This is a genomic window from Pseudomonas sp. PDM28 (genome assembly GCF_019219115.1).
GTDB classification, from domain to species: Bacteria; Pseudomonadota; Gammaproteobacteria; order Pseudomonadales; family Pseudomonadaceae; genus Aquipseudomonas; species Aquipseudomonas laurylsulfatiphila.
The window spans coordinates 272,505-293,711 of the sequence record NZ_JAHUWG010000001.1; the positions used below are offsets into that span (position 1 = coordinate 272,505).

17 protein-coding genes are annotated in these 21,207 nt (G+C 60.7%); 6 read left to right on the top strand and 11 right to left on the bottom strand.

Annotated elements, in window-relative coordinates; translation table 11 throughout:
• Positions 1 to 37: 37 nt before the first annotated feature.
• The 4 genes from alr to KW841_RS01290 all read left to right on the top strand — a co-directional run bounded on the left by alr (position 38) and on the right by KW841_RS01290 (position 4,553).
• The gene (gene alr / locus KW841_RS01275) at positions 38 to 1,111 is read left to right on the top strand and encodes an alanine racemase (protein ID WP_218473115.1); all 1,074 of its coding nucleotides are present in this window, start codon (positions 38 to 40) and stop codon (positions 1,109 to 1,111) included.
• A gap of 128 nt (positions 1,112 to 1,239) precedes the next feature.
• Entirely contained in the window at positions 1,240 to 1,788 is a 549-nt protein-coding gene (locus tag KW841_RS01280) for a cupin domain-containing protein (protein ID WP_007975150.1), read from the top strand.
• A gap of 182 nt (positions 1,789 to 1,970) precedes the next feature.
• Positions 1,971 to 2,393, top strand: coding sequence for a cytochrome c5 family protein (locus KW841_RS01285; protein WP_033047925.1), 423 nt, complete (start codon positions 1,971 to 1,973; stop codon positions 2,391 to 2,393).
• Positions 2,394 to 2,630: 237 nt separating this feature from the next.
• Positions 2,631 to 4,553: an acetyl-CoA hydrolase/transferase C-terminal domain-containing protein gene (locus KW841_RS01290; RefSeq protein WP_218473118.1), complete on the top strand. Its 1,923-nt coding sequence runs from the start codon at positions 2,631 to 2,633 to the stop codon at positions 4,551 to 4,553.
• Between the two features lie 128 nt (positions 4,554 to 4,681).
• On the opposite strand, the gene KW841_RS01295 is transcribed toward KW841_RS01290, so the two are convergent.
• Both KW841_RS01295 and rep read right to left on the bottom strand, forming a co-directional pair.
• The gene (locus KW841_RS01295; protein WP_007975145.1) at positions 4,682 to 5,254 is read right to left on the bottom strand and encodes a xanthine phosphoribosyltransferase; all 573 of its coding nucleotides are present in this window, start codon (positions 5,252 to 5,254) and stop codon (positions 4,682 to 4,684) included.
• 55 nt (positions 5,255 to 5,309) lie between these two features.
• Entirely contained in the window at positions 5,310 to 7,319 is a 2,010-nt protein-coding gene (rep, locus tag KW841_RS01300; protein WP_007975144.1) for a DNA helicase Rep, read from the bottom strand.
• 264 nt (positions 7,320 to 7,583) lie between these two features.
• Between rep and KW841_RS01305 the strand changes: the two genes are divergently transcribed.
• On the top strand, positions 7,584 to 9,257 hold the full coding sequence (locus tag KW841_RS01305) for a bifunctional diguanylate cyclase/phosphodiesterase (RefSeq protein ID WP_218473120.1): 1,674 nt from the start codon (positions 7,584 to 7,586) through the stop codon (positions 9,255 to 9,257).
• Between the two features lie 177 nt (positions 9,258 to 9,434).
• On the opposite strand, the gene KW841_RS01310 is transcribed toward KW841_RS01305, so the two are convergent.
• Positions 9,435 to 10,829 carry a NorM family multidrug efflux MATE transporter gene (locus KW841_RS01310; protein ID WP_218473122.1) on the bottom strand — a complete coding sequence of 465 codons (1,395 nt, stop codon included), beginning with the start codon at positions 10,827 to 10,829 and terminating at the stop codon, positions 9,435 to 9,437.
• Between the two features lie 158 nt (positions 10,830 to 10,987).
• Here KW841_RS01310 and KW841_RS01315 point away from each other — a divergent pair, with 158 nt between their 5' ends.
• Positions 10,988 to 11,908 (top strand): LysR substrate-binding domain-containing protein, encoded by a 921-nt coding sequence (locus KW841_RS01315; protein WP_218473124.1) that lies wholly within the window; start codon positions 10,988 to 10,990, stop codon positions 11,906 to 11,908.
• Positions 11,909 to 11,940: 32 nt separating this feature from the next.
• On the opposite strand, the gene KW841_RS01320 is transcribed toward KW841_RS01315, so the two are convergent.
• The 8 genes from KW841_RS01320 to KW841_RS01355 are packed head-to-tail and all read right to left on the bottom strand — an operon-like array spanning position 11,941 to position 21,205.
• Positions 11,941 to 13,407 (bottom strand): VWA domain-containing protein, encoded by a 1,467-nt coding sequence (locus tag KW841_RS01320; protein ID WP_218473126.1) that lies wholly within the window; start codon positions 13,405 to 13,407, stop codon positions 11,941 to 11,943.
• A gap of 57 nt (positions 13,408 to 13,464) precedes the next feature.
• Positions 13,465 to 13,971, bottom strand: a complete 507-nt coding sequence (locus tag KW841_RS01325; protein WP_218473129.1) for a hypothetical protein — start codon at positions 13,969 to 13,971, stop codon at positions 13,465 to 13,467.
• Positions 13,972 to 13,975: 4 nt separating this feature from the next.
• A complete protein-coding gene (locus tag KW841_RS01330) occupies positions 13,976 to 14,707 on the bottom strand; it encodes a hypothetical protein (RefSeq protein ID WP_218473131.1) in 732 nt (243 codons plus the stop codon).
• A 34-nt stretch (positions 14,708 to 14,741) separates the two neighbouring features.
• Positions 14,742 to 16,286 (bottom strand): SUMF1/EgtB/PvdO family nonheme iron enzyme, encoded by a 1,545-nt coding sequence (locus KW841_RS01335; protein WP_218473133.1) that lies wholly within the window; start codon positions 16,284 to 16,286, stop codon positions 14,742 to 14,744.
• Complete coding sequence (locus KW841_RS01340) at positions 16,276 to 17,499, bottom strand: ABC transporter permease (protein ID WP_218473134.1); 1,224 nt, start codon at positions 17,497 to 17,499, stop codon at positions 16,276 to 16,278. The genes KW841_RS01335 and KW841_RS01340 overlap by 11 nt, the downstream gene beginning before the upstream one ends.
• On the bottom strand, positions 17,483 to 18,184 hold the full coding sequence (locus KW841_RS01345) for an ABC transporter ATP-binding protein (protein ID WP_218473135.1): 702 nt from the start codon (positions 18,182 to 18,184) through the stop codon (positions 17,483 to 17,485). Before KW841_RS01345 ends, KW841_RS01340 begins: the two co-directional genes overlap by 17 nt.
• 10 nt (positions 18,185 to 18,194) lie before the next feature.
• Positions 18,195 to 20,186, bottom strand: coding sequence for a vWA domain-containing protein (locus tag KW841_RS01350; protein WP_218473495.1), 1,992 nt, complete (start codon positions 20,184 to 20,186; stop codon positions 18,195 to 18,197).
• Positions 20,186 to 21,205, bottom strand: a complete 1,020-nt coding sequence (locus KW841_RS01355; RefSeq protein WP_218473136.1) for a hypothetical protein — start codon at positions 21,203 to 21,205, stop codon at positions 20,186 to 20,188. The genes KW841_RS01350 and KW841_RS01355 overlap by 1 nt, the downstream gene beginning before the upstream one ends.
• Positions 21,206 to 21,207: the final 2 nt, after the last annotated feature.

A 21,207-nucleotide genomic window follows, 5' to 3' on the forward strand; every position in this document is an offset into this window, starting at 1 on the left:
TTTTTCTTCCCGATAACCCGACCAGAAGTGTGCCGCCATGCGTCCTGCCCGTGCCCTGATCGACCTTCAAGCCCTGCGCAACAACTACCGAATCGCCCGCGAACTCACGGGGGCCAAGGCCCTCGCGGTGATCAAGGCCGATGCCTATGGCCATGGTGCGGTGCGTTGCGCCCAGGCGCTGGAAGCCGAAGCGGACGGGTTTGCCGTGGCCTGTATCGAAGAGGCGCTGGAGCTGCGGGCGGCGGGCATTCGTGCACCGGTCCTGCTGCTGGAAGGTTTTTTCGAAGCCGATGAGCTGGCGCTGATCGTCGAACATGATTTCTGGTGCGTGGTGCATTCGCTGTGGCAACTCGAAGCCATCGAGAAAGCCGCGTTGAGCAGGCCGATCACCGTGTGGCTGAAGCTCGATTCGGGCATGCACCGCGTGGGGCTGCATCCGGCGGATTATCAGGCGGCCTATCAACGGCTGCTGGCCAGCGGCAAGGTCGCGAAGATAGTGCTGATGAGCCACTTTGCGCGTGCCGATGAACTGCACGAACAGGCCAGTGCCGATCAGGTGGCGGTATTTGAAGCGGCGCGCAAGGGCTTGTCCGCCGAGGTCAGCCTGCGCAACTCGCCGGCGGTGCTCGGTTGGCCGCAGATTCCGAGCGATTGGGTACGTCCGGGCATCATGCTCTATGGCGCCACACCGTTCGAAGAGGCCAATGAAGTGGCATCGCGGCTGCAGCCGGTCATGACCCTGGAATCGAAAGTCATCAGTGTTCGCGAATTGCCGGCTGGCGAGCCAGTCGGTTACGGCGCCAGATTCATCACGCCCAAACCGATGCGCATTGGTGTGGTGGCCTTGGGTTACGCCGACGGCTACCCGCGTCTGGCACCGACCGGCACACCCGTGCTGGTTGCCGGGCAGCGCAGCCAGTTGATCGGCCGGGTGTCGATGGACATGCTCTGCATCGACCTGACCGATGTACCGCAGGCCGGTCTCGGTTCGACCGTCGAGTTGTGGGGCAAAAACATCCTTGCCAGCGATGTAGCCATGGCAGCCGGGACGATTCCTTACCAGATTTTCTGCAACCTGCGCCGGGTGCCACTGCTCTATTCCGGGGCTTAGTGCGCAAGGCTCCAGACCGGAAGTCGCCTCGCTGAGCAGGATTCAGGTCAAGGTGTTGTAAATACTGAACGCTGTCGCCATGATAACGTCCACTATTCCAATAATCTTGAATCCTGGAGGCGCAAGCTTTGGACGTCGGTGAACGACTGCAATCCATCCGTAGGCTCAAAGGCCTTTCCCAGCGTGAGCTCGCCAAAAGGGCGGGCGTCACCAACAGCACCATTTCGATGATCGAAAAGAACAGCGTGAGCCCTTCGATCAGTTCGTTGCGCAAGGTGTTGGGCGGGATTCCCATGTCCATGGTCGAGTTCTTTTCCGAAGAAATCCTGCAGGAAAAGCCGACCCAGATCGTCTACAAGGCCAATGAGCTGATCGATATTTCCGATGGCGCCGTGACCATGAAACTGGTCGGCCGGGCGCACCCGAGCCGGGCTATCGCATTCCTCAATGAAATCTATCCGCCAGGTGCCGACACCGGTGACGAGATGCTCACCCATGAGGGTGAGGAAACCGGCATCCTGGTCGAAGGAAAACTGGAACTGGTGGTCGGTCTCGAAACTTTTGTCCTCGAAGCCGGTGATAGCTACTACTTTGAAAGTACCAAGCCACACCGTTTCCGGAATCCGTTCGATGCGCCTGCGCGACTAATCAGCGCAGCCACACCGGCGAATTTCTAAGAAAAGAGGCGTCCTGCCAGCATCGCAGAGGCGCCCGGGCCGTTTTTCCGCCGCAGCCTAAGACCCTTGCGACTTTGGGGTTGTTTCAGTGCGACGGGCTTACCGCTATACTTGCGCCCGCCTGCGAACCGTGGCCGTAGGCGTGACTAGCCACCATTGAGGGTGAACGCGTGAACCTAATTATGAAAATGCTGGCTGCACCAGCAACCGTATTGGCCCTATGGGCTGTCAGTGTCAGCGCTCAGGCTGCGACCAACGACGATATCGCCAAACGCCTTGAGCCAGTCGGCCAGGTCTGTGTTCAGGGTAAAGAGTGCAAGGGCATGGAAGTGGCCGCTTCCGCCGGTGGCGGTGGCGGTGCAAAAACCCCGGATGAAGTGATTGCAAAACATTGCAACGCTTGCCACGGTTCAGGCCTGTTGGGCGCACCGAAAATCGGTGATGCTGCCGCCTGGAAAGAACGTGCCGATCACCAGGGCGGCCTCGACGGCATCCTGGCCAAAGCCATTACCGGTATCAACTCGATGCCGCCTAAAGGCACTTGCGCCGACTGCTCCGATGCCGAGCTCAAAGGCGCCATCCAGAAGATGTCTGGCTTGAAATAAGCCTGGGTCTTGCTGCCGAAAAGCCGCTTTCGAGCGGCTTTTTTGTGCCTGTCGGTTCCCTGTAGGAGCTGCCGCGGGCTGCGATCTTTTTTATGATCAACATCAAAAGATCGCAGCCTGCGGCAGCTCCTACAGAGGTATTTGTGTCGGGCGATTGGCCGGTACAGGCTGTTCATTGCAGCAAAGACCCGGCAATCTCGGTCCAAACCCAAGTCATGGAACGTGAGGGAGGAACCGATGGTTCAGCTGTGCTCTATCGAACAGGCAGTCGATGACGTCCTGGCAAGGTTGCCGGCGCATATCCACATGGGCCTGCCTCTGGGGTTGGGCAAACCCAATCACTTCGTCAACGCGCTGTATCGACGAATCGCACAGTTGCCCGAGCGGCGGCTGACGATCTACACCGCGTTGTGCCTGGGACGCCCGCCCTTGGGCGACGGATTGCAAAAGCGCTTCCTCGAACCCTTTGTCGAACGGGTGTTCGGCGATTATCCGGAGCTGGATTTCCTCGCCGACCTGCGTCGCGATCAACTCCCGGGCAACATCCACATCCAGCAGTTTTTCATGCAGCCCGGCAGCCTGCTCAACAGTGCCACGGCTCAGCAGGATTACGTCAGCAGCAACTACAGCCATGCGGCGCGGGACATCAACGCCGCCGGGTTGAATCTGGTGGCGCAACTGCTGGCCAGCCATGCCGAGCATCCCGACCGCTTGAGCCTGAGCTGCAACCCGGACATCACCCTCGACCTGTTGCCGATGATCGCCAAGCGCCGTGCCGCCGGAGAAACCATCCTGATGGTCGGTCAGGTGCACAACGATCTGCCTTACATGCCCGGTGATGCGGAACTGGGCATCGACACCTTCGACCTGCTGATCGATGAGAAAGACCACACCACGCTGTTTTCCACGCCGAACATGCCAGTGGGGTGCCAGGACCATTTCATCGGCCTGCACGCCAGCACCCTGGTGCGCGACGGCGGTACGTTGCAGATCGGCATCGGCTCCATGGGCGATGCGCTGACGGCGGCGCTGCTGACGCGGCAAGCGGACAACGACGCTTACAAGGCGTTGCTGGCCGACGTAAACCTGAGCCACTGGGCGCAACTGATCGAGCGCGAGGGCGGTATCGAACCGTTCGCCAAAGGCCTGTATGGCTGTAGCGAAATGTTCGTCAACGGCTTGTTGGTACTGGCCGATGCCGGAATCGTGCGGCGCAAGGTTTATCCGGACGTGGCGACCCAGCAGCAAGCGAATGCCGGCACCCTCGACAGGGCTGCGCAAACCGATGGCATCTCGGTGCACGGCGGTTTCTTCCTCGGTCCGCGCAGCTACTACGAACGCTTGCGCGAATTGCCACAAAACAAGCGGCTCGAATTCAACATGACCCGCATCAGCTACATCAACGAGCTCTACGGGCAGGAAGAACTCAAGCGCTTGCAGCGCCTGGATGCGCGGTTCATCAACACCGCGTTCACCGTGACCTTGCTGGGTGCCGCGGTGGCGGATCAGCTCGAAGACGGACGTGTGCTCAGCGGCGTAGGCGGGCAATACAACTTCGTGGTTCAGGGTCATGCGCTGCAAGGCGCGCGCTCGGTGTTGCTGCTGCGCAGCTGGCGTGAGTCTGGCGGCGACGTCAGCTCGAACATCGTCTGGGAGTATGGCCACTGCACGATTCCCCGGCACTTGCGGGACATCGTGGTCACCGAATATGGCATCGCCGATCTTCGTGGCAAAACCGATGCGGCGGTGATCGAAGCCTTGCTCAATATCAGCGACTCGCGTTTTCAGTCGGGGTTGACTGAACAGGCGCAGAAGGTCGGCAAATTGCCCAAGGACTTCTGTCTCGATCCACGCTTTACCGATAACAGTCCGCAGCGTTTGCAGGCGATTGAGGCCCTGCATCCGCTGCTTTTTCCAGAGTATCCGCTGGGCTGTGATTTCACCGAGGTCGAGCGAGATGTGTTGCGGGCGCTGAACTGGCTCAAGAGCAAGTTCAAGCTGAGCGAGGTGCTGGAACTGGGCAAGGCAGCGCTGGATGCGCCGGAGGCAGCAGCGTTCCCGGGGCATCTGGAACGCATGCGGCTGGCCAACCCGGAGGGGCTGAAGGAGGAGTTGTATCAGCGGTTGCTGCTCACCGGCCTGAAAGCCACCGCGCAATAACTGCCCACCCAAAATCAACTGTGGGAGCGAGCTTGCTCGCGATAGCGGTGTGTCAGTCAACGAGATGTCGACTGACACTATGCAATCGCGAGCAAGCTCGCTCCCACAAGGTATTACTGTTTCCCGGCTTACTCGATAAAGGTCACGACACCATCGGCCAGCGACTTCACGCGAGCCAACGACTCCACGCGATAACCCTGCGAATCCAGCTCCGCACGGCCGCCCTGGAACGACTTCTCGATCACGATGCCCAGGCCCGCCACGGTCGCGCCGGCCTGCTTGATGATCGAAATCAGCGCCTGGGACGCCTTACCGTTGGCCAAGAAGTCATCGATGATCAGCACGCGGTCGCTGCTGGTCAGGTGGCGCGGGGAGATGGCCACGGTGCTTTCGGTCTGCTTGGTGAACGAGTAAACGGTCGCCGACAGCAGGTTTTCGGTGAGGGTCAGGGACTGGTGCTTGCGGGCGAAAATCACCGGCACACCGAGGTTCAGGCCGGTCATGATCGCCGGGGCGATGCCCGAGGCTTCGATGGTGACGATCTTGGTGATGCCCGAGTCCTTGAACAGCGTGGCGAATTCGTCGCCGATCAGCTTCATCAGGGCCGGGTCGATCTGGTGATTCAGAAAGGCGTCGACCTTCAGGACCTGGTCGGAAAGCACAATGCCTTGTTCGCGAATTTTCTGGTGCAGGGCTTCCATGAAGCTGTCCTCTTTTGGCGCCTGTGCGCCGAAGGTCATATAAAAGTTGTCAATTCTAGCGCTTTAACATCGCGCGTATATCTGCCAATGCGTTGTTGCCCCGCACGGCTTTGACTTCGGTCGGTGTGTCGTCGTTGCCTTCCCAGGCCAGATCGTCCGGTGGCAACTCATCGAGGAAGCGGCTTGGCGCACAATCGATGATCTCGCCGTACTGCTTGCGCTTGGCGGCGAAGGTGAAGGCCAGGGTCTGGCGCGCGCGAGTAATGCCCACGTAGGCCAGGCGACGTTCTTCTTCGATGGTGTCGGCCTCGATGCTGGAACGGTGCGGGAGGATTTCCTCCTCCATGCCCATGATGAACACGTAGGGGAATTCCAGGCCCTTGGACGCATGCAAGGTCATCATCTGCACGCCTTCGGCACCGTCTTCCTCTTCCTGCTGACGCTCGAGCATGTCACGCAGGACGAGTTTGCCGATGGCGTCCTCGACGGTCATTTCGCCTTCTTCGTCTTTTTCCAAGGTGTTCTTCAGCGCCTCGATCAGGAACCAGACGTTACCCATGCGGTAATCGGCGGCCTTGTCGCTGGAGCTGTTGGTGCGCAGCCAGTTCTCGTAGTCGATGTCCATGACCATGCTGCGCAGGGCCGAGATCGGGTCTTCGCCGGCGCACTGCTCGCGAACCCTGTCCATGAAGCGCTTGAAGCGCGACAGGCGATCGGTGAAGCGGCTGTCCAGATGCTCACCCAGGCCGATTTCGTCGGTGGCGGCGTACATCGAGATCTTGCGTTCAGTGGCGTAGTTACCCAGTTTTTCCAGCGTGGTCGAGCCGATCTCGCGGCGCGGCACGTTGATCACCCGCAGGAAGGCGTTGTCGTCATCCGGGTTCACGATCAGGCGGAAGTAAGCCATCAGGTCTTTCACTTCCTGACGGCCGAAAAAGCTGTTGCCGCCGGACAGGCGATACGGCACCTGGTGGTGCTGCAATTTCAGCTCGATCAGCTTGGCCTGGTAGTTGCCGCGATAGAGGATCGCGAAATCGCTGTACGGACGGTCGGTGCGCAAGTGCAGGCTGAGGATTTCCATGGCCACGCGCTCGGCCTCGGCGTCCTCGTTGCGGCAGCGGATCACGCGGATCTCGTCGCCGTGACCCATTTCACTCCACAGCTGTTTTTCGAATTCGTGAGGGTTGTTCGAGATCAGCACGTTGGCGCAGCGCAGGATGCGGCTGGTGGAGCGGTAGTTCTGCTCCAGCATCACCACTTTCAAGGACGGGTAGTCCTCCTTGAGCAGCATCAGGTTTTCCGGGCGGGCACCGCGCCAGGCGTAGATCGACTGGTCATCGTCGCCCACCACGGTGAACTGGTTGCGTTTGCCGATGAGCATTTTCACCAGCAAATACTGGCTGGCGTTGGTGTCCTGGTATTCGTCGACCAGCAGGTAGCGCACCTTGTTCTGCCACTTTTCCAGGATGTCGGCGTGTTCTTCGAACAGCTTCACCGGCAGCAGGATCAGGTCGTCGAAGTCCACTGCGTTGAACGCCTTGAGCGTGCGCTGGTAGTGGGTGTAGACGATGGCGGCGGTCTGCTCCTTGGGATTTCGCGCGTTTTCCAGGGCCTGGGCCGGCAGGATCAGGTCGTTTTTCCAGGCGCCGATCATGTTCTTGATCTCGTCGACACCGTCGTCGCCCGAGTATTCCTTCTGCATGATGTCGGTCATCAGGGCCTTGACGTCGGTCTCGTCGAAGATCGAGAAGCCCGGTTTGTAGCCCAGCCGCACGTGTTCCTTGCGGATGATGTTCAGACCCAGGTTGTGGAAGGTGCAGACCGTCAGCCCGCGACCTTCACCGGCACGCAGCAGGGTGCCGACCCGTTCCTTCATCTCGCGGGCGGCCTTGTTGGTAAAGGTCATGGCGACGATGTACTGGGCGCGGATGCCGCAGTTCTGGATCAGGTGCGCGATTTTGCGCGTGATCACACTGGTCTTGCCGGAGCCTGCACCGGCGAGCACCAAAAGAGGGCCGCCGACGTAGCTCACGGCTTCTTGCTGCCGGGGATTGAGTCGGGACATAGGTAAATTCAGGAGTCAGTCACGAAATGGGCCGGCATTTTAACAGGCTCAGCGAATTGTGCTGCTCTGTCCGACTTGTGACGTACCGCGCTATCTGTAATTGCCGGTTTTGTTACTTTCACGCAGGATGCGCAACGAATTTGCGGCTAATGTTCGTAATTCCGGATACAAAGGGCTCGTTTTGATAACTGATGTCATTGTCATTGGTCATCGGGACGGCATAATGCCCGTCGCCTACATCTTTGCAGAGTCTAGGGAGCTAGCTTGTCTACGCCTGTCGAACCCTTGCGTTTGCTGCTACTGGCCGAAGAGCCAGCGTGGGCAGCGTTGTTGCGCGAGTGTCTGGCTCCGATGGGGAGCTCGGCCGTGCTCATCAGCGCGCCGAGTTGGGAGTCGGTCAGCAGCCTGTTCGATGACAACCGCAGCGCGGTGTTATTGACCATCCCGCAACTTCAACCGGCGCCGGGCCGTTGCAGCCTGCCGACGGTGTTGCTGCTCGACCATGAGCCGCTGACCCCGCCCGACGGTGTAAGTGACTGGCTGGTGCGCGATCATCTCGATCCGGGCATGTTGCGCCGTTGCCTGCGCCATGTGCGCGAACGTGGCGTCCTGGAAAACACCCTGCAACGCCTGGCCGAGCAAGATCCGCTCACCGGCATCGCCAATCGCCAGGGCTTCCAGACCCTGTTGACGGCGCGGCTGGCGGAAAACGACGGTCGCGGCCTGGCCCTCGGTCATCTCGACCTCGACAACTTTCGTTATGCCAATGACGCCCTCGGCCATCAGGCCGGTGACCGCCTGATCCTGCAAGTGGTGGCGCGGCTCAAGAGCCAGCTTGAAGCCGGCGATCAACTGGCACGCCTGGGCAGCGATGAATTCGCGCTGTTGATCGACACCCGTCGCGCTCCCCAGCGTGCCGAGTGGATGGCCGAGCGCATCAGCGAAGCGCTGGCCGAGCCCTATTGGATCGACGGCGAAAGCCTGTTGATCGGCTCCAGCCTGGGCATCGCTTACGCCCGGGCCCAGGCCGGCGCGGACCCGCTGATGTGGCACGCGCACATTGCCATGCAGCAGGCCAAAAGCACCCAGGGCTGCACCTTTCACATTTTCAACGAACGCATCAATCGCAATGCCCGCAGCATCGCCGACCTCGAAACCGAACTGCGCCGGGCACTGCGCCGCGATGAGCTGGAATTGCACTACCAGCCACGGTTGAACCTCGAAGACGGGCAGATCGTCGGCCTCGAAGCGTTGGTGCGCTGGCGACATGCCGAGCGCGGCTTGCTGCCGCCAAGCGAATTCGTGCCGCTGGCCGAGCAAAGCGGTCTGATCGTTCCGTTGGGGTACTGGGTGATTTCCCGGGCCTTGCGCGACATGCAGGCGCTGCTTGAATTGGGCCTGCCGCCGTTGCACATGGCGATCAACCTGTCGTTCCGGCAGTTTCAGGACAGCCAGTTGCTGTCGACCCTGAGCCGCCTGATTGCCGAGCGCGGCGTCGAGGCGCAGTGGCTGGAGTTCGAACTGACCGAAACGGCCGTGATGCGCCGCAGCGATCTGGTCAAGCAGACCATGGACGCCCTCGGGCGCCTCGGTGTGCGCTTCTCCCTCGACGACTTTGGCACCGGCTTCTCGTCGTTCGTGCACCTCAACAGCCTGCCGATCACTTTGCTGAAGATCGACAAGAGCTTTGTCGGCGGTATGGAGCAGCGTGAAGAAAACCGCAAATTGGTCCACGCGATGATCAACCTGGCGCACAACCTCAACCTTGAAGTGGTCGCCGAAGGTGTGGAGACACCGGAGCAACTGGATCTGCTGCGCGGGTTCGAATGCGATCAGGTGCAGGGGTATTTGATCAGCAAGCCATTGCCGCTGGCCGAACTGGTGGAATATCTGATGTTTGGCTCCAGCCAGCAGCCGCCGCTGGAAGTCGTAAGCTGACTTAAGCCTGAGGGGCGGGCTCTTGTGGTGAGGGGGCTTGCCCCCGTTCGGTTGCGTAGCAACCGCAAGACCAGAGAATGCGATAGTCCTGACATTACACGATTGCCGTCCTCGGGGCTGCTTCGCAGCCCAACGGGGGCAAGCCCCCTCGCCACAGGGTTCGCTCCCACAGGGATCTCACTCGGCCTGAATCGCCTCGAATGGTTCTGACACCGGCTCGCGCTTGATCATCCGCTTCATCTTCCACTCAAACCCCAGCGTCAGGCTCACCGCCGCACACGCCAGCCCCAGCGCCAGGCCCCACCAGACACCCGTTGGCCCCCAGTCCAGGTGGAACGCCATCCACCACGCCGCCGGAGCGCCAATCAGCCAATAGCAACCCAGGCCCACCAGGAACGTGGTCTTGGCATCCTTGAGCCCGCGAATGCAGCCCATGGCGATGGTTTGCGTGCCGTCGAACAGCTCGAACCATGCCGCCACCGCCAGCAGGCTCACGGCGAGGTTGATGACATCGCGGAACGCCGGGTCGTTATGATCGAGGAACAAACCGACCAACTGATTCGGCAACAGCCAGAAGACCATGGCGAAACCCAGCATCGCCGCCGCCCCGAACGCAATGCCGACCCGCCCGGCCAGCCGCGCATCCAGCAGTTGCCCGGCGCCGTAGTGCTGACCGATGCGCATGGTGATCGCATAGGAAATCCCCGCCGGGACCATGAACGCCACCGAGACGATTTGCAGGGCGATCTGGTGGGCACCCAGTTGCGTGCTGCCCATGGTGCCCATGCACAGCGCGGCGAAGGCAAACAGCCCGACTTCCACTGCGTAGGTGCCGCCAATCGGCAGGCCCAGACGCCACAACTCCTTCAGGTACTGGCGGTTCAGGCGTGACAGGCCCTGACGCAGCGGATAAGCCTCATAAGCCGGATGCCGCCGAATGTGCCACGCCAGCGCCAGGGCCATCAGGTTGGCGACAATCGCCGTGACCAGCCCGATGCCCATCAGCCCCAGCTTCGGCAGGCCGAACATGCCGGTAATCAGCGCATAGTTGAGCAGGAAGTTGGCCACGGTCCCGCCCAGGCTGATGACCATCACCGGTGTCGCACGGCCAATGGCGCTGGTGAACCCGCGCAGGGCCATGAAGCTCAGGTAGCCGGGCAGGGCGAACGGCAGGAAGATCAAGAACTGCCCGGCCATCTGGACATTGCTTTCGGTCTGGCCGAACAGCAGCAGCACCGGTTTGAGGTTCCACAGCAGCAAACCGGCGACCAGCGCCATTAGCCATGCCAGCCACAACCCGGCCTGGGTGAGGCGGGTCGCCCCGAGAATGTCGCCGGCCCCCTGACGGATCGCCACCAGTGTGCCGACGGCAGCAATCACGCCGATGCAGAAGATCGACACGAACGAATAGGTCGCCGCGCCGAGCCCGCCACCGGCCAGCGCCTCAGGACTCAGGCGCGCCATCATCAGGGTGTCGGTGAGGACCATCAGCATGTGCGCCAACTGCGAGGCAATCAGCGGCCCCGCCAGCCGCAGGATGGCCCAGAGTTCAGTACGTGCTGGATGCTGCATGGTCATCACGCTCGATTCTGGAAGTGGACAGGAAAGCGTCGATTCTCGGCGCTCTGCGGCGTTTGCACAAAGGGATAAAAAGGATGGGTAGCATGATTCAAACTCATGCTGGATAGTTTCTGCTAGGGTATCCAAAAACCGCTGTAGGAGCTTTCCTGATGTCGCGTCGTCTTCCTCCCTTATATGCCCTGCGCGCATTTGAAGCGGCGGCGCGACACACGTCGTTTACCCGGGCCGCGGAAGAACTGTCGATTACCCAGAGTGCGGTCAGCCGACATATTCGTACGCTTGAGGAGCATTTTGCCTGCCGCTTGTTTCATCGCAGTGGCCGCAACCTGCAACTGACCGAGTCGGCCCGTTTGTTGTTGCCGGGTATTCGCGAGGGCTTCACCGCCCTGGAACGCGCCTGCAATACCTTGCGCGCCGAAGACGACATCCTGCGCATGAAAGCCCCGTCGACCCTGACCATGCGTTGGTTGCTGGCGCGCCTCAGTCGTTTCCGACATCTGCAGCCGGGTAACGAAGTGCAACTGACCAGTGCGTGGATGGACGTCGATTCCGTGGATTTCAACGACGAGCCGTTCGACTGTGCGGTGCTGTTAAGCAACGGGCATTTCCCTCCGGACTGGGAGGCGATTTACCTGTTCCCCGAAGAGTTGATCCCGGTCGGCGCGCCCAACCTGCGGGGCGACCAACCCTGGGATGTCGAACGCTTGAGCAACGCCGAGTTGCTGCACCCGACGCCGGACCGCCGCGACTGGCGCAACTGGCTGGAGCGCATGGGCCTGGCCGAACAGGTGTCGCTCAAGGGCGGGCAGGTGTTCGACACCCTGGAACTGGGCATGATCGCCGCCGCACGGGGATATGGCGTGTCCATGGGCGATCTACTGATGGTGGCGGAAGATGTGGCGCAGGGACGTCTGAGTTTACCGTGGCCGACGGCGGTCGCCAGCGGCGAAAAATATTACCTGGTCTGGCCGAAAACCCGTCCCGGAGGTGAACGTTTGCGCCGGCTCAGCGATTTCCTCTTGGGAGAGGTTCAGGCGATGGAGTTACCGGCGGTCGAGCACCTGAGCTGAATCATCGCGGGCAAGCCGGATCAGTCCCCAAACTAATCGCACTTGGCATTGCTGGATAATTCCTTGCTTGCCTGTTTCAACTGGTTGCCCAGTTCGGCCGCGTTGGTGCTGTTGTAAACCCGGCCACCGGTGTTTTCAGCGATGCAACGTGACGGGCCGCCAACACCGATTTTCACTACGTTGACCCGCAGGCGCGGTTGTTCCCTGGCGATTTGACGGGATACCGCGCACACGTCCTGCCCGCAACCGTCTTCTCCGTCGACAAACATCACGATAACCGCATCGTTATTGCGCCCGTCGACGGTACTCGCCGCGTGGGCCAGGCTGTCGGCCAGCGGTGTGCCATCGTCGGGAACCAGACCTCGAATCCCGTTGATCAGCCGCGGGCGGTCGCCGAACTTGAACACACCCCGGTCCGGTGTTCTTTCGCAGCCGGCGAAGGTGATCAGGCGTGTGTCGATCTTCGGGTCCAGCCCGTTGATCATGCTTGCCAGCGAGTCCTTGGCGACGTCCATGCGGCTGGGTTTGGCGGTGAGCCGCATGGTGCGGTTCGGGTCCAGGAGCTTGTTGAGGTCACTACCGAAATACCAGTCCTCGTCGGCTTTCACTGACTTGATGTTCAAGTTCATCGAACCCGAGGTGTCGAGCACCACCACGAACTGCGGGATCTCTGCGTTCGGCGCATTTTTACGGCATGCGAAGTTGTCCAGCGTCGGGGCTGGTGGTGGGGCAGCCACTACCGGTTTTGGTGGTGGAACTGGTTTGGGTGGCGGTATCGGCTTGGGTTCCGGTGCCGGTTTTGGTGGCGGGACCGGCTTGGGTTCCGGTACCGGTTCTGGCGCGGGTTCTGGTACCGGAGCAGGTTTCGGTTCCGGTTCCACAACAGGCTCGGGGACTGGCTCAGCCGGTTTCTCAACCGGTGTCACCACCGGCGCTACAGGCGCTACAGGCGCTACAGGCGGAACCACGACAACCGGCTCTCGGTGCAGGAACCACCAGAGCCACAGCGCCAGAAGCAGCAACAGCAGCGCGAGCAAAGCCGCCGCGATCCACCAGCCACGACGCGATGGCGGCACGACCGGCACCACCGGCGGCACGATCGGTTTGGGCGGGCGCTGGTTCCAGCGCACTACCAATGGCTCACCGTTGAGGCTGTAGAGTTTGTCCAGCTCAGGCGCGCCGAGCAGGCTGCGCAGGTCGTCCGCTTCCGTCGGTTGACCGCGATTTTGCAGTTCATCCGCCAACTGTCCGAGGGACGTCTGACGCACTTCATAGGTTTCCAGCAAGCGTCGTTGCGCGTCCTCGTTGAGGTCGGCATAGGGCGTGGGTTGGCCACCCAGTTCGGTCCACCATTCCAGCACGTCACCGCTGCCCATCCGCGGGATAGCAAACAGACTGGCGACGGTTGGCGGAAAGTGTTTCTGGATGAGGGCGACTTTGGCTTGCAGCGCACTCATCCCCTCCGTTGTGGCTTGCGCATCCCTGATGACCCGCTGCATGACGACAATTCCTGAAAAAGTGCAGGCATCCGTCGGGATGCCCTGCGGGGTGAAAGGTTACTCTTCGTAGCCGAGGCTGAATTGCAGCTGATTGACCTTCTTCTGCAACGCTTTCAGCTCTTGCTGCTTGGCCGCCAGTGTCGCGGGTGTTGATTTGGTCGTTGGCGCCGCTTGCGAAGCCTTGAGCTGCTTCTCGAGGTCGGCAATCTGCTTCTGCACCTGGGCTTCATTGCCCCGCCGAGCCTTGAGCGAGTTCAGCAGTTGCGCCAGCGACTGATTAAGCGCTGCCTGGGATTTCTGCTGGCTGGCCAGATCGGTCTTGGTGCTGAGCTGCTGGGACTGAATGTTCTCGTACACCTGGCGGAACATTGCGTTTTGCTGACGGGACTCGCTCAGGGCCAGCTCCTTCTGCTTGACCTGATCGCTGTAACCACCGGAGTAGTCGCAGTTCATCTTGGTCAGCATGCTGCTGTCGCGATTGGTCGCATCGCACTCACCAGGCTGGGTCGCGCAACCGCTCAGGGCAAGGACGGCAGTGATGACCATCAGTTGTCGTAGTGTCATGTGCTTAGCCCAGGGTGATTGCGGAGCGTTGGCTGTACAGAGCGTCAACTTCTTTCTGCAAGGAGACGACTTTCTGGTTCATTCTCTGAATGTTCATGTCCACCTGCCTGATCTCGGCGCTGGTGCCTTGTGTACGCTCGGCGTCTGCCACTTTGCTGTACTCGGTGACTTTGGTACGCATGTTGGCCAGGTCTTTACGCAGGCGCGCGATGTCCGAGTCGATCCCGGCGATTTGCGCCTGAGCCTTGCTCTTGTCGACTTTCTTGTTGGCGATGTCCTTTTTGATCTGGGCAATTTGCGCCTGGTCATCATTGATCACTTGCTTAGCGGTCGCGGTACGGGCGATCACCTTCTGCGTGTCTTGTTCGACGTCGCTGTTCATCTTCGCCAAACGGGTGGTGGTGTCGGCGTATTCGGCGCGGCGTTGATCCAGGTAATAGTTCGCGCCCATGGCCACGCCACAGGCGGTAATGCCGGCGGCGATGACGCACACGGTTTTGTTGCTGCTGTTGGACAGCGCGCAAGCGAGGATGCCGACACCGGCGCCGACGGCGCAGGCCTGGTATCCGGACTTGCTGAAGAACTCTGCGTCATTGCCTTGGGTCAGGCGCGGGTCGGCACCGTCGCCTTCGCCGAGCATAGAGCTGCCGGTGTTGGCGCAACCGGTCATTAACAGGCTGCCGGCGACAACGAAAGCGATCTGTAGCTTGAAGCGAGTCCAAAGGCTGCGCGACATGGTGAAACTCCTGCGTAACGGTGTTGACGCGTTGTTATTGAGTGACGGTTTTGCAGCTGGTCAGCCAGGCTTCAGTGTCGATTTTCTGTTTTTGCAGAAATGCCTTCTGATTGGCCCAGTGGGTGCGCAAGTAAGGTTTCAGGTCTTGAAGCTGTTTGTTACGGGTGAGGATTTCTTCCATTACCGGGACTTGCGTTTCAAGCAGTGGCTGGCCGTACAAGGTAGCGGATTCCACCAGGCTGCTGGCGTAGTAACGGCTGAGTTTGTGCAGGCGATCCTTTTGCTCCGCGAGTTTGCCTTTGCGCATGTCGCAACTGGCGTCTTTGTCCGCGCTTTCGCAATTGAGCTTGTAGTTCTTTTGCAGGAAATCCACGTACTGGCCGTCGTCGAGCATCTTGGTGCAAAGGAACGCACCCAGGTTGAGGCTGGCGCGAATCGCCTGATCGCGGGTTTCTTCCTGCTGCTGGTTGCTGGCACGCAGCTGGTTTTCCAGAGCCTGGAGTTTTTCCTTGAGCGCTTTGTCTTCGACGCCCGAGGCGAGGCTGTTCAGGGATTGTACTGTGCCTTTGTTGGCGGATTCGGTTTCCTTGCTGCCGGTGCCGAGTTTCTTCCAGCTGCTTTCAATGCTGGCGACCCGTTCACGAGAGGTGAGGGTCGTGGAGACCAGCACCAGTCGCAGGCCGGTGGTCTTGTTTTTCACCTGGCCTTCAGCATTGTAATACGGTTCCTCCTTGCGCAAGGCGGTCCGCAGGTCGGCCTGCGCGGTCAGGTAGTTGCCGCCACGCACGACGTAGCCGCCGGCCTGACCGTGCTGGCGGTCAAGTTTGTTCAGGCGAAACGGCTCGAACATCATTTCGTCGACGTTGCCGAGCATGTCATGCAGGCCCAGCGGGTTGGGCTTTTGCAGACCGGTCAATTGCACTTTGCCGTTGGACGATTGTGCACCGGCGAACCACTCGTAGGCGTTGATGCCTTCTGGCATCGGGTAGTGTGTGTCGCGGAATTCAGCAGCACCGACTTCCAGCCCGCCGCGCGCGGCGAACTCCCACTCGACTTCGGTCGGCAGCCGCAAGAAGCCCTGCGCGCCGTCTTCCTTGGGCAGTTTGCCGGCGGCGTTTTTGCGCAGCCACAGGTTGTACTTGTCGGCGGCGTCGATGGCTTGCACCCAGCTCACCGCCGTTTGTGGCACGCGCATCTTGGTGGCGGCGGTGGGGCAGGTTGTTTCGGTCAGCGCGGCGTATTGCAACTGACTCATCTCGTACTTGGCCATCAGGTAGTAGCGGGATTTTTCGTTCTTGGCCCCGGTAAAACTGCCGGCGATAAAGGTCGGACGGGTCTGTTCGACGTAGCCGTATTCCGCACCGTCCTGGCCGATGTTGATCGGATAGTCGTCGAGCGGACCGGCGACCGGGATGAACACCTTACGGAACACCATCGAGCCTTCGCAAGGCATTGGCAGCACCACGTCGGAGGCGTCGGGCATCGGGTTGTAATACTTCTCTTCCCAGCCCGCGGCCGAGGTGTCGAGCACGTAGCCGAGGCTCAGGGGCAACAGCAGGCCAAAACGTTTATAGCTCACGCAGACTCTCCGCAGGTTGGATGTTGATGGCGCGCAGTGCGCCGATCACGGCCACCAGTGCAGCGACCAAAAAGGTCAGGAGCAGGGCGGCCAGGCCATGCCAGACAGTGATGTGGCAAACAAAGGTGCCGGTGGCCTGGCTGCTGCCGAGCAGGTAGTCGAACAAATGACTGCCCGCGGTATAAAACCCCAGCCCGCCAACGTAGCCGGCCAGGCTCAGCAAGAGCGCTTGCAGGACCACGAAGCCGCCGACGGCCCTGCGTTTGAAACCCAGCAGACGCAGGACCGCCAGGCTTTTGCGCTTGCGGTCGATGTTGGCCAGGAACGCGCCGACCATCGACGCCACACAGCCGATCAGCGCCGCCACGGCGATCACACTGAAGATCAGCCCCAGGACATGGTTGATGGCTTTGACGTTGTCGATGTCGGCAAGTCGGCTCGAGGTTTCGATATGTTGTTCGTTGAGCCAGCGTTCCAGCGGTGCGACCTGATCGATGTCGCGCGCATACACGCGGGCGCGGGCATACAGCGGTTGCAAATTGTCCTGAGGCTTGCCGGTGGCGATACCGAACGCACTGACCTGATAGCCGTCGCGAAAGCGCTCCAGATCCAGCAACAACGGCGGAGCAACAAACCCGGCCGCGCGACCGAAACGCGAACCGTCGAGCACGGCCAGTACCGTCAGCGTCATCTCGCCACGTTCATTGACCCCATCCAGGCGGCGCAAGGCCTGTAGTTGCACGCTGTCGCCGACCTTGGCCTGCAAGCGTTGCGCGGCGCTGGCGCTGAGGATCACTTGATTGCCGACGGGGTTGAGTGACGCCAGGCTCAGTTGCGGGTCGCCCGGCTCGGTGGCGATGATTTCCGCACCTTCGACAAACCGTTGCATGCCGATCAGCAGGTCAGCCTGGGTATTGAGCGAGCGGGTCTGGCCGAGGGCAAAACCAGTCTCGGGGCGTAGGCGTAATCGCTCTATCCAGGCCGTGTCGTAGTTGCCGTTGCTGAGCATCTTCACTTCAAGGTTGCGCGGGTCGCGCAGCAGTTCGTCCTGCAACTGGCTGACCACCCCGTGCTTGAGCCCGAACAGCAACAACAACGGTGCGATCACCGCCACCAGGGAGGCGGCGATACACAGCGAGACCTTGCGGTCGTGCCAGAGATCTTGCAGCGCCAGTGAGCCCAGCAGGTGCAAGCGATCAATCCATCGGTTCAAACAGAGTCTCTCCCTGATGGCTGACAGCGCCGAGTCGAGGCAAGCCGAAAACCTTCAGCAAGGCCCAGTCATGGGACACAACGAGTGCACTCAGGCCCATGCTCGACACCAGGCTCAACAGCAACTCGAACAAGCGCCGGGCACTGTGAGGGTCGAGCGCGGCGGTCGGCTCGTCGGCCAGCAGGAGCAGCGGTTCATGGGCAATCGCACGAACGCAGGCCACGCGCTGGCGTTCGCCGATCGACAGGGCCTGAGGTTGTTTATCCAGCAACCCTTGCAGGCGCAACACGTCAACGGCGTGGTCGATGTGCTCGCTCTTTGCCGGCATCCCGAGTAAACGGCGTGGCAAGCTGATGTTGTCACGTACGCTCAGGAACGGCAGCAAGCCGCCGCTCTGCAAAATGAATCCCAGATGCCGTGAACGCACCGCTGCAAGAGCCGGCTGGTCGTCAGCGGCCAGCAGTTGGGCAATATCCTGAGCGTGCGTCGGGCCCAGGCGAAAGCGCTCGAGTTCCACCGGTACGAGCAACAGGCCGATGGCTTCGAGCAACGTGCTTTTACCGCTGCCGCTCTCGCCGGTGATGGCGAGAATTTCTCCGACGCCGACCTGTAAGTTCGGTAGTCGCACGTGATGAGCCTGTGCGCCTTCACCACGGCGTACCAGCAGGTTCTTGATATCGAGCATGGGCGTCTCGTTAAGGCATCATTTCCAGTGGTACGGGGTAGACGTTGTCCCGCGCATCACTGTCTTTGGCTAAAGCTACCCAACGGTCGACATCGGCGTTGTAACGCTGGTAATGCCGCAGTTTGGTATTCAGCGTGCGGATGAATTTTTCTTGCGCCAGACCGTCCCAGCTCTTCCAGGTCTCTTCATCCAGGTTCAACACTTCACTCTGATAGGGCAGGTCTTCGAGGTATTCACCGAGGACGCCCATGTCCGCCAGTTTGGCGTTACTGTTCTGTTTGAGCTGATTGGGATCGGCGCCCATGGTCGCTGCCACGGAACGCAGGCGATCGAACATTTCCGTCGGTGAAATCAGGCCTTCGTTGGCGGCATCGAGAATCTGCTTCATCACGTCGCTCAAGTCGCTGAGCTGTGACTTGGTCAGCAATACCCGCACGTCGGTGGTCGGGATGTTCTGCTTGATCAGGTCGCGGTCGGTGATCCACGCCTTGAACACTGGCGGGGCTTTGCTGTTGGTCTTCTCGCCGAGATAGGCGAGTTGCATGGCGTGGCCGATCAGCGCCGCGTCTTCGAGCATTTTCTTCTCGGCCGGATCCTGCTTGGCGTTCGCCGCGCTGCCGATGGCGTCTTCGCCCATATAGGCGGCTTTCACTTGTGTCGTGATCGCCCCGGCCAGAGCGTCAACCTTGCGCCCGAACTCCTGCACATCGCCAGCATTCACCGGGTAGTACAGCGAGGTGTTGGTGCCAGGGTAGATCGACAGGTTCTTGTATTGCGCTTCAGCCTTGGCGTGGTCCTTGGCTCCGGCCGGGGTTTTCAGGTGCAGGGTGTAAATCGCCACGCCCGGGTTGGCGGCTTCGAGCCGCACCTGTGCGGCGCTCAAACCGGTTTTCGACAGCTTGTCGTCGCCTTCGATGGCGCCCGCATCGGTGATCAGCACCACGTAGCGCGCGCCGAACTGGCTCCAGTCGACCTTGTCGATGCTCTCCATGACACCGGCAAACGAGTCTTCATCGAAGCTGCTGCTCGACACGGTGGCCTGTTTGAGGTCGGCGATCTTGGCGAAAAAATCGGCGCTGTCTTTCACCTTGGTAGGGTCGGCGTACATCTTGGTAGTATATTCCAGCCCCGGCACCGCTTGGGTGTTGGAGCGGAAAGCCACCAGGCCGAACTTGACCTGCTTGCCGAGATTCTGCGCTTCGATCTTCTGGTAAACCTTGCGGATCGCCTCGCGGGTACGGTCGATGTAGGGGTCCATCGAAATCGTCGAGTCGATAACAAATACTACGGCTGCACTGAATTCCTTCAGCTGGTTGGCCTTTTTCTCTTCGGCTTCCTTGCTGCCGGCAGCGCTCTGAGCAGCACCGCCCTTGGCGTTCTTGTCATCCGGCTTGCTGACGGAGGCGACGTTGAGCAGGCGCGTGCGAAAACCGCTTTCGGTCATGACCTCTTCGCCACTGAGCACCGGCAGCAGGTAGAACTGCTTTTGCAGGTCGACGAAGTATTCCGGTTCTTCAGCCAGTACGCCCGGTGCTTGCTGGCCCTTTTTCAGCGTGGCTCGCAGCGGCGCGACTTTGCTGACCGGATCCGGCGCATCAAGGATGCCTTCGACAGTGGCGCGGTCCTTGAAGAACAGTAAGCGGTCGCGGTTGGCTGGGTTGGTGAAGGCCAGTGTCAGTTGCATCTTCCAGTCGGTGGTACAGTTGGCGGGCAGCCAGCCAATGGTTTTGCCGTAGCTGTCAGGGCCGACTTTCAGCCACTCGGCATTGTTCGCCTGGGCGCGCTCGTACACATAAAAGCGGCTGAAGACTGGTTGTGGGTCGCCTGCCGCACTGCCCGCCGTCGGGCTGATTTTGCAGCCTGGTGTGGTCAGCACGCGTTGGAACAGGGTCTTTTTACCGGTCTGGATCAGCGGTTTGTCTTCAGCCTGGGACAGCGGGCTGATGCACAGTGCGAGCAAGACGGCACCGCTCAACAGGAATCGACTCAGGGGTGAACGCATCACTTCTGCAACTCCTCGAAGCGCTGCTTGGCTTCGGCGTTGTTCGGGTCCTGGGTGAGGATGGTTTCATACCAGTAGGCGGCGGTGGCGTTGTCCGCAGCCGGGAAGCACTCGCTGGCCTTCAGGTATTTTGGGTCGTATTCGCGGGCATAGGCGTTGGCGATCAACGTATCACCGGCCTGGGCGCGGTTGGCGTACAGACGCTGGGCGACGCCGCAGTGTTTACCGTCCTTGGCCTGGTTGATGATCTCCAGCAACTTGGCACTGTCGGGTGCCGCCTTGATGCAGGTTTGGACGAAGGTCAGTTCGGGCAGGCTGTTCATGCTGTCGAGGGTGCAGGCTTGGGCATCTGCGCCGGCTGGTGCGGAACCAGCGGCTGTGGCCACTGGAGCAGGCGTCGGGGCGCGCTTGTAGAACCAGAAACCGGCGCCGGCCGCCAGCAGCAACACCACAATCAACAGACCGATCAGGCCTGCGTTGCTTTTTTTCACCGGTGCGGGAGGCGGCGTATAGGCGGGCTCGGTGAGTACCGACTCCAGCTCCACTTCTGGCTCGGCGGTGGACAGGGTTAGCTCAGGCAGCTCTGGGATCTCCGGTGCCGGTGCGCTCGGCGCCGTCAGTTCGGCGCCGCCGTAAGTCGAGCGTGTCTGACCACCAGCCGTGGACGGCAGCACGCCAACGCCTGGACGAACCACGCCTTTGTCGGTGTGGCCTTGGCTCTGTTCGCGCAGTTCGATCTGGAATTGCGAGTTGGCGCCGCCTTCCAGCAACGGGTCGACCACCTCCGGGCCGACCTGCGTTTCCAAAGCTTCGCCGTTGGCCGTGAGCTTGAAACGCGAGACCTTGAACCAGAATGGATTGTTGCTCCAGGCCTTGTGGTCCTGGAGGTAAAAACCGTCCTGGTTGCGCTGAATGGAAAACTCCAGCTGTTGCTCACCACCCTGCCATTTCTTCACAGTGAAACGGGCCTGGCCAGGCACATTGGGCTCTAACGCGAGCAGGTCGACACGAATTGGCATTG

What these genes read in the sequence shown, in the direction of transcription:
- alr (WP_218473115.1), top strand. Translation starts at nt 38, where the DNA reads ATGCGTCCTGCCCGTGCCCTGATCGACCTTCAAGCCCTGCGCAACAAC.
- KW841_RS01285 (WP_033047925.1), top strand. Translation starts at nt 1,971, where the DNA reads ATGAAAATGCTGGCTGCACCAGCAACCGTATTGGCCCTATGGGCTGTC.
- KW841_RS01290 (WP_218473118.1), top strand. Translation starts at nt 2,631, where the DNA reads ATGGTTCAGCTGTGCTCTATCGAACAGGCAGTCGATGACGTCCTGGCA.
- KW841_RS01295 (WP_007975145.1), bottom strand. Translation starts at nt 5,254, where the DNA reads ATGGAAGCCCTGCACCAGAAAATTCGCGAACAAGGCATTGTGCTTTCC.
- rep (WP_007975144.1), bottom strand. Translation starts at nt 7,319, where the DNA reads ATGTCCCGACTCAATCCCCGGCAGCAAGAAGCCGTGAGCTACGTCGGC.
- KW841_RS01310 (WP_218473122.1), bottom strand. Translation starts at nt 10,829, where the DNA reads ATGCAGCATCCAGCACGTACTGAACTCTGGGCCATCCTGCGGCTGGCG.
- KW841_RS01315 (WP_218473124.1), top strand. Translation starts at nt 10,988, where the DNA reads ATGTCGCGTCGTCTTCCTCCCTTATATGCCCTGCGCGCATTTGAAGCG.
- KW841_RS01320 (WP_218473126.1), bottom strand. Translation starts at nt 13,407, where the DNA reads ATGCAGCGGGTCATCAGGGATGCGCAAGCCACAACGGAGGGGATGAGT.
- KW841_RS01325 (WP_218473129.1), bottom strand. Translation starts at nt 13,971, where the DNA reads ATGACACTACGACAACTGATGGTCATCACTGCCGTCCTTGCCCTGAGC.
- KW841_RS01330 (WP_218473131.1), bottom strand. Translation starts at nt 14,707, where the DNA reads ATGTCGCGCAGCCTTTGGACTCGCTTCAAGCTACAGATCGCTTTCGTT.
- KW841_RS01345 (WP_218473135.1), bottom strand. Translation starts at nt 18,184, where the DNA reads ATGCTCGATATCAAGAACCTGCTGGTACGCCGTGGTGAAGGCGCACAG.
- KW841_RS01350 (WP_218473495.1), bottom strand. Translation starts at nt 20,186, where the DNA reads ATGCGTTCACCCCTGAGTCGATTCCTGTTGAGCGGTGCCGTCTTGCTC.
- KW841_RS01355 (WP_218473136.1), bottom strand. Translation starts at nt 21,205, where the DNA reads ATGCCAATTCGTGTCGACCTGCTCGCGTTAGAGCCCAATGTGCCTGGC.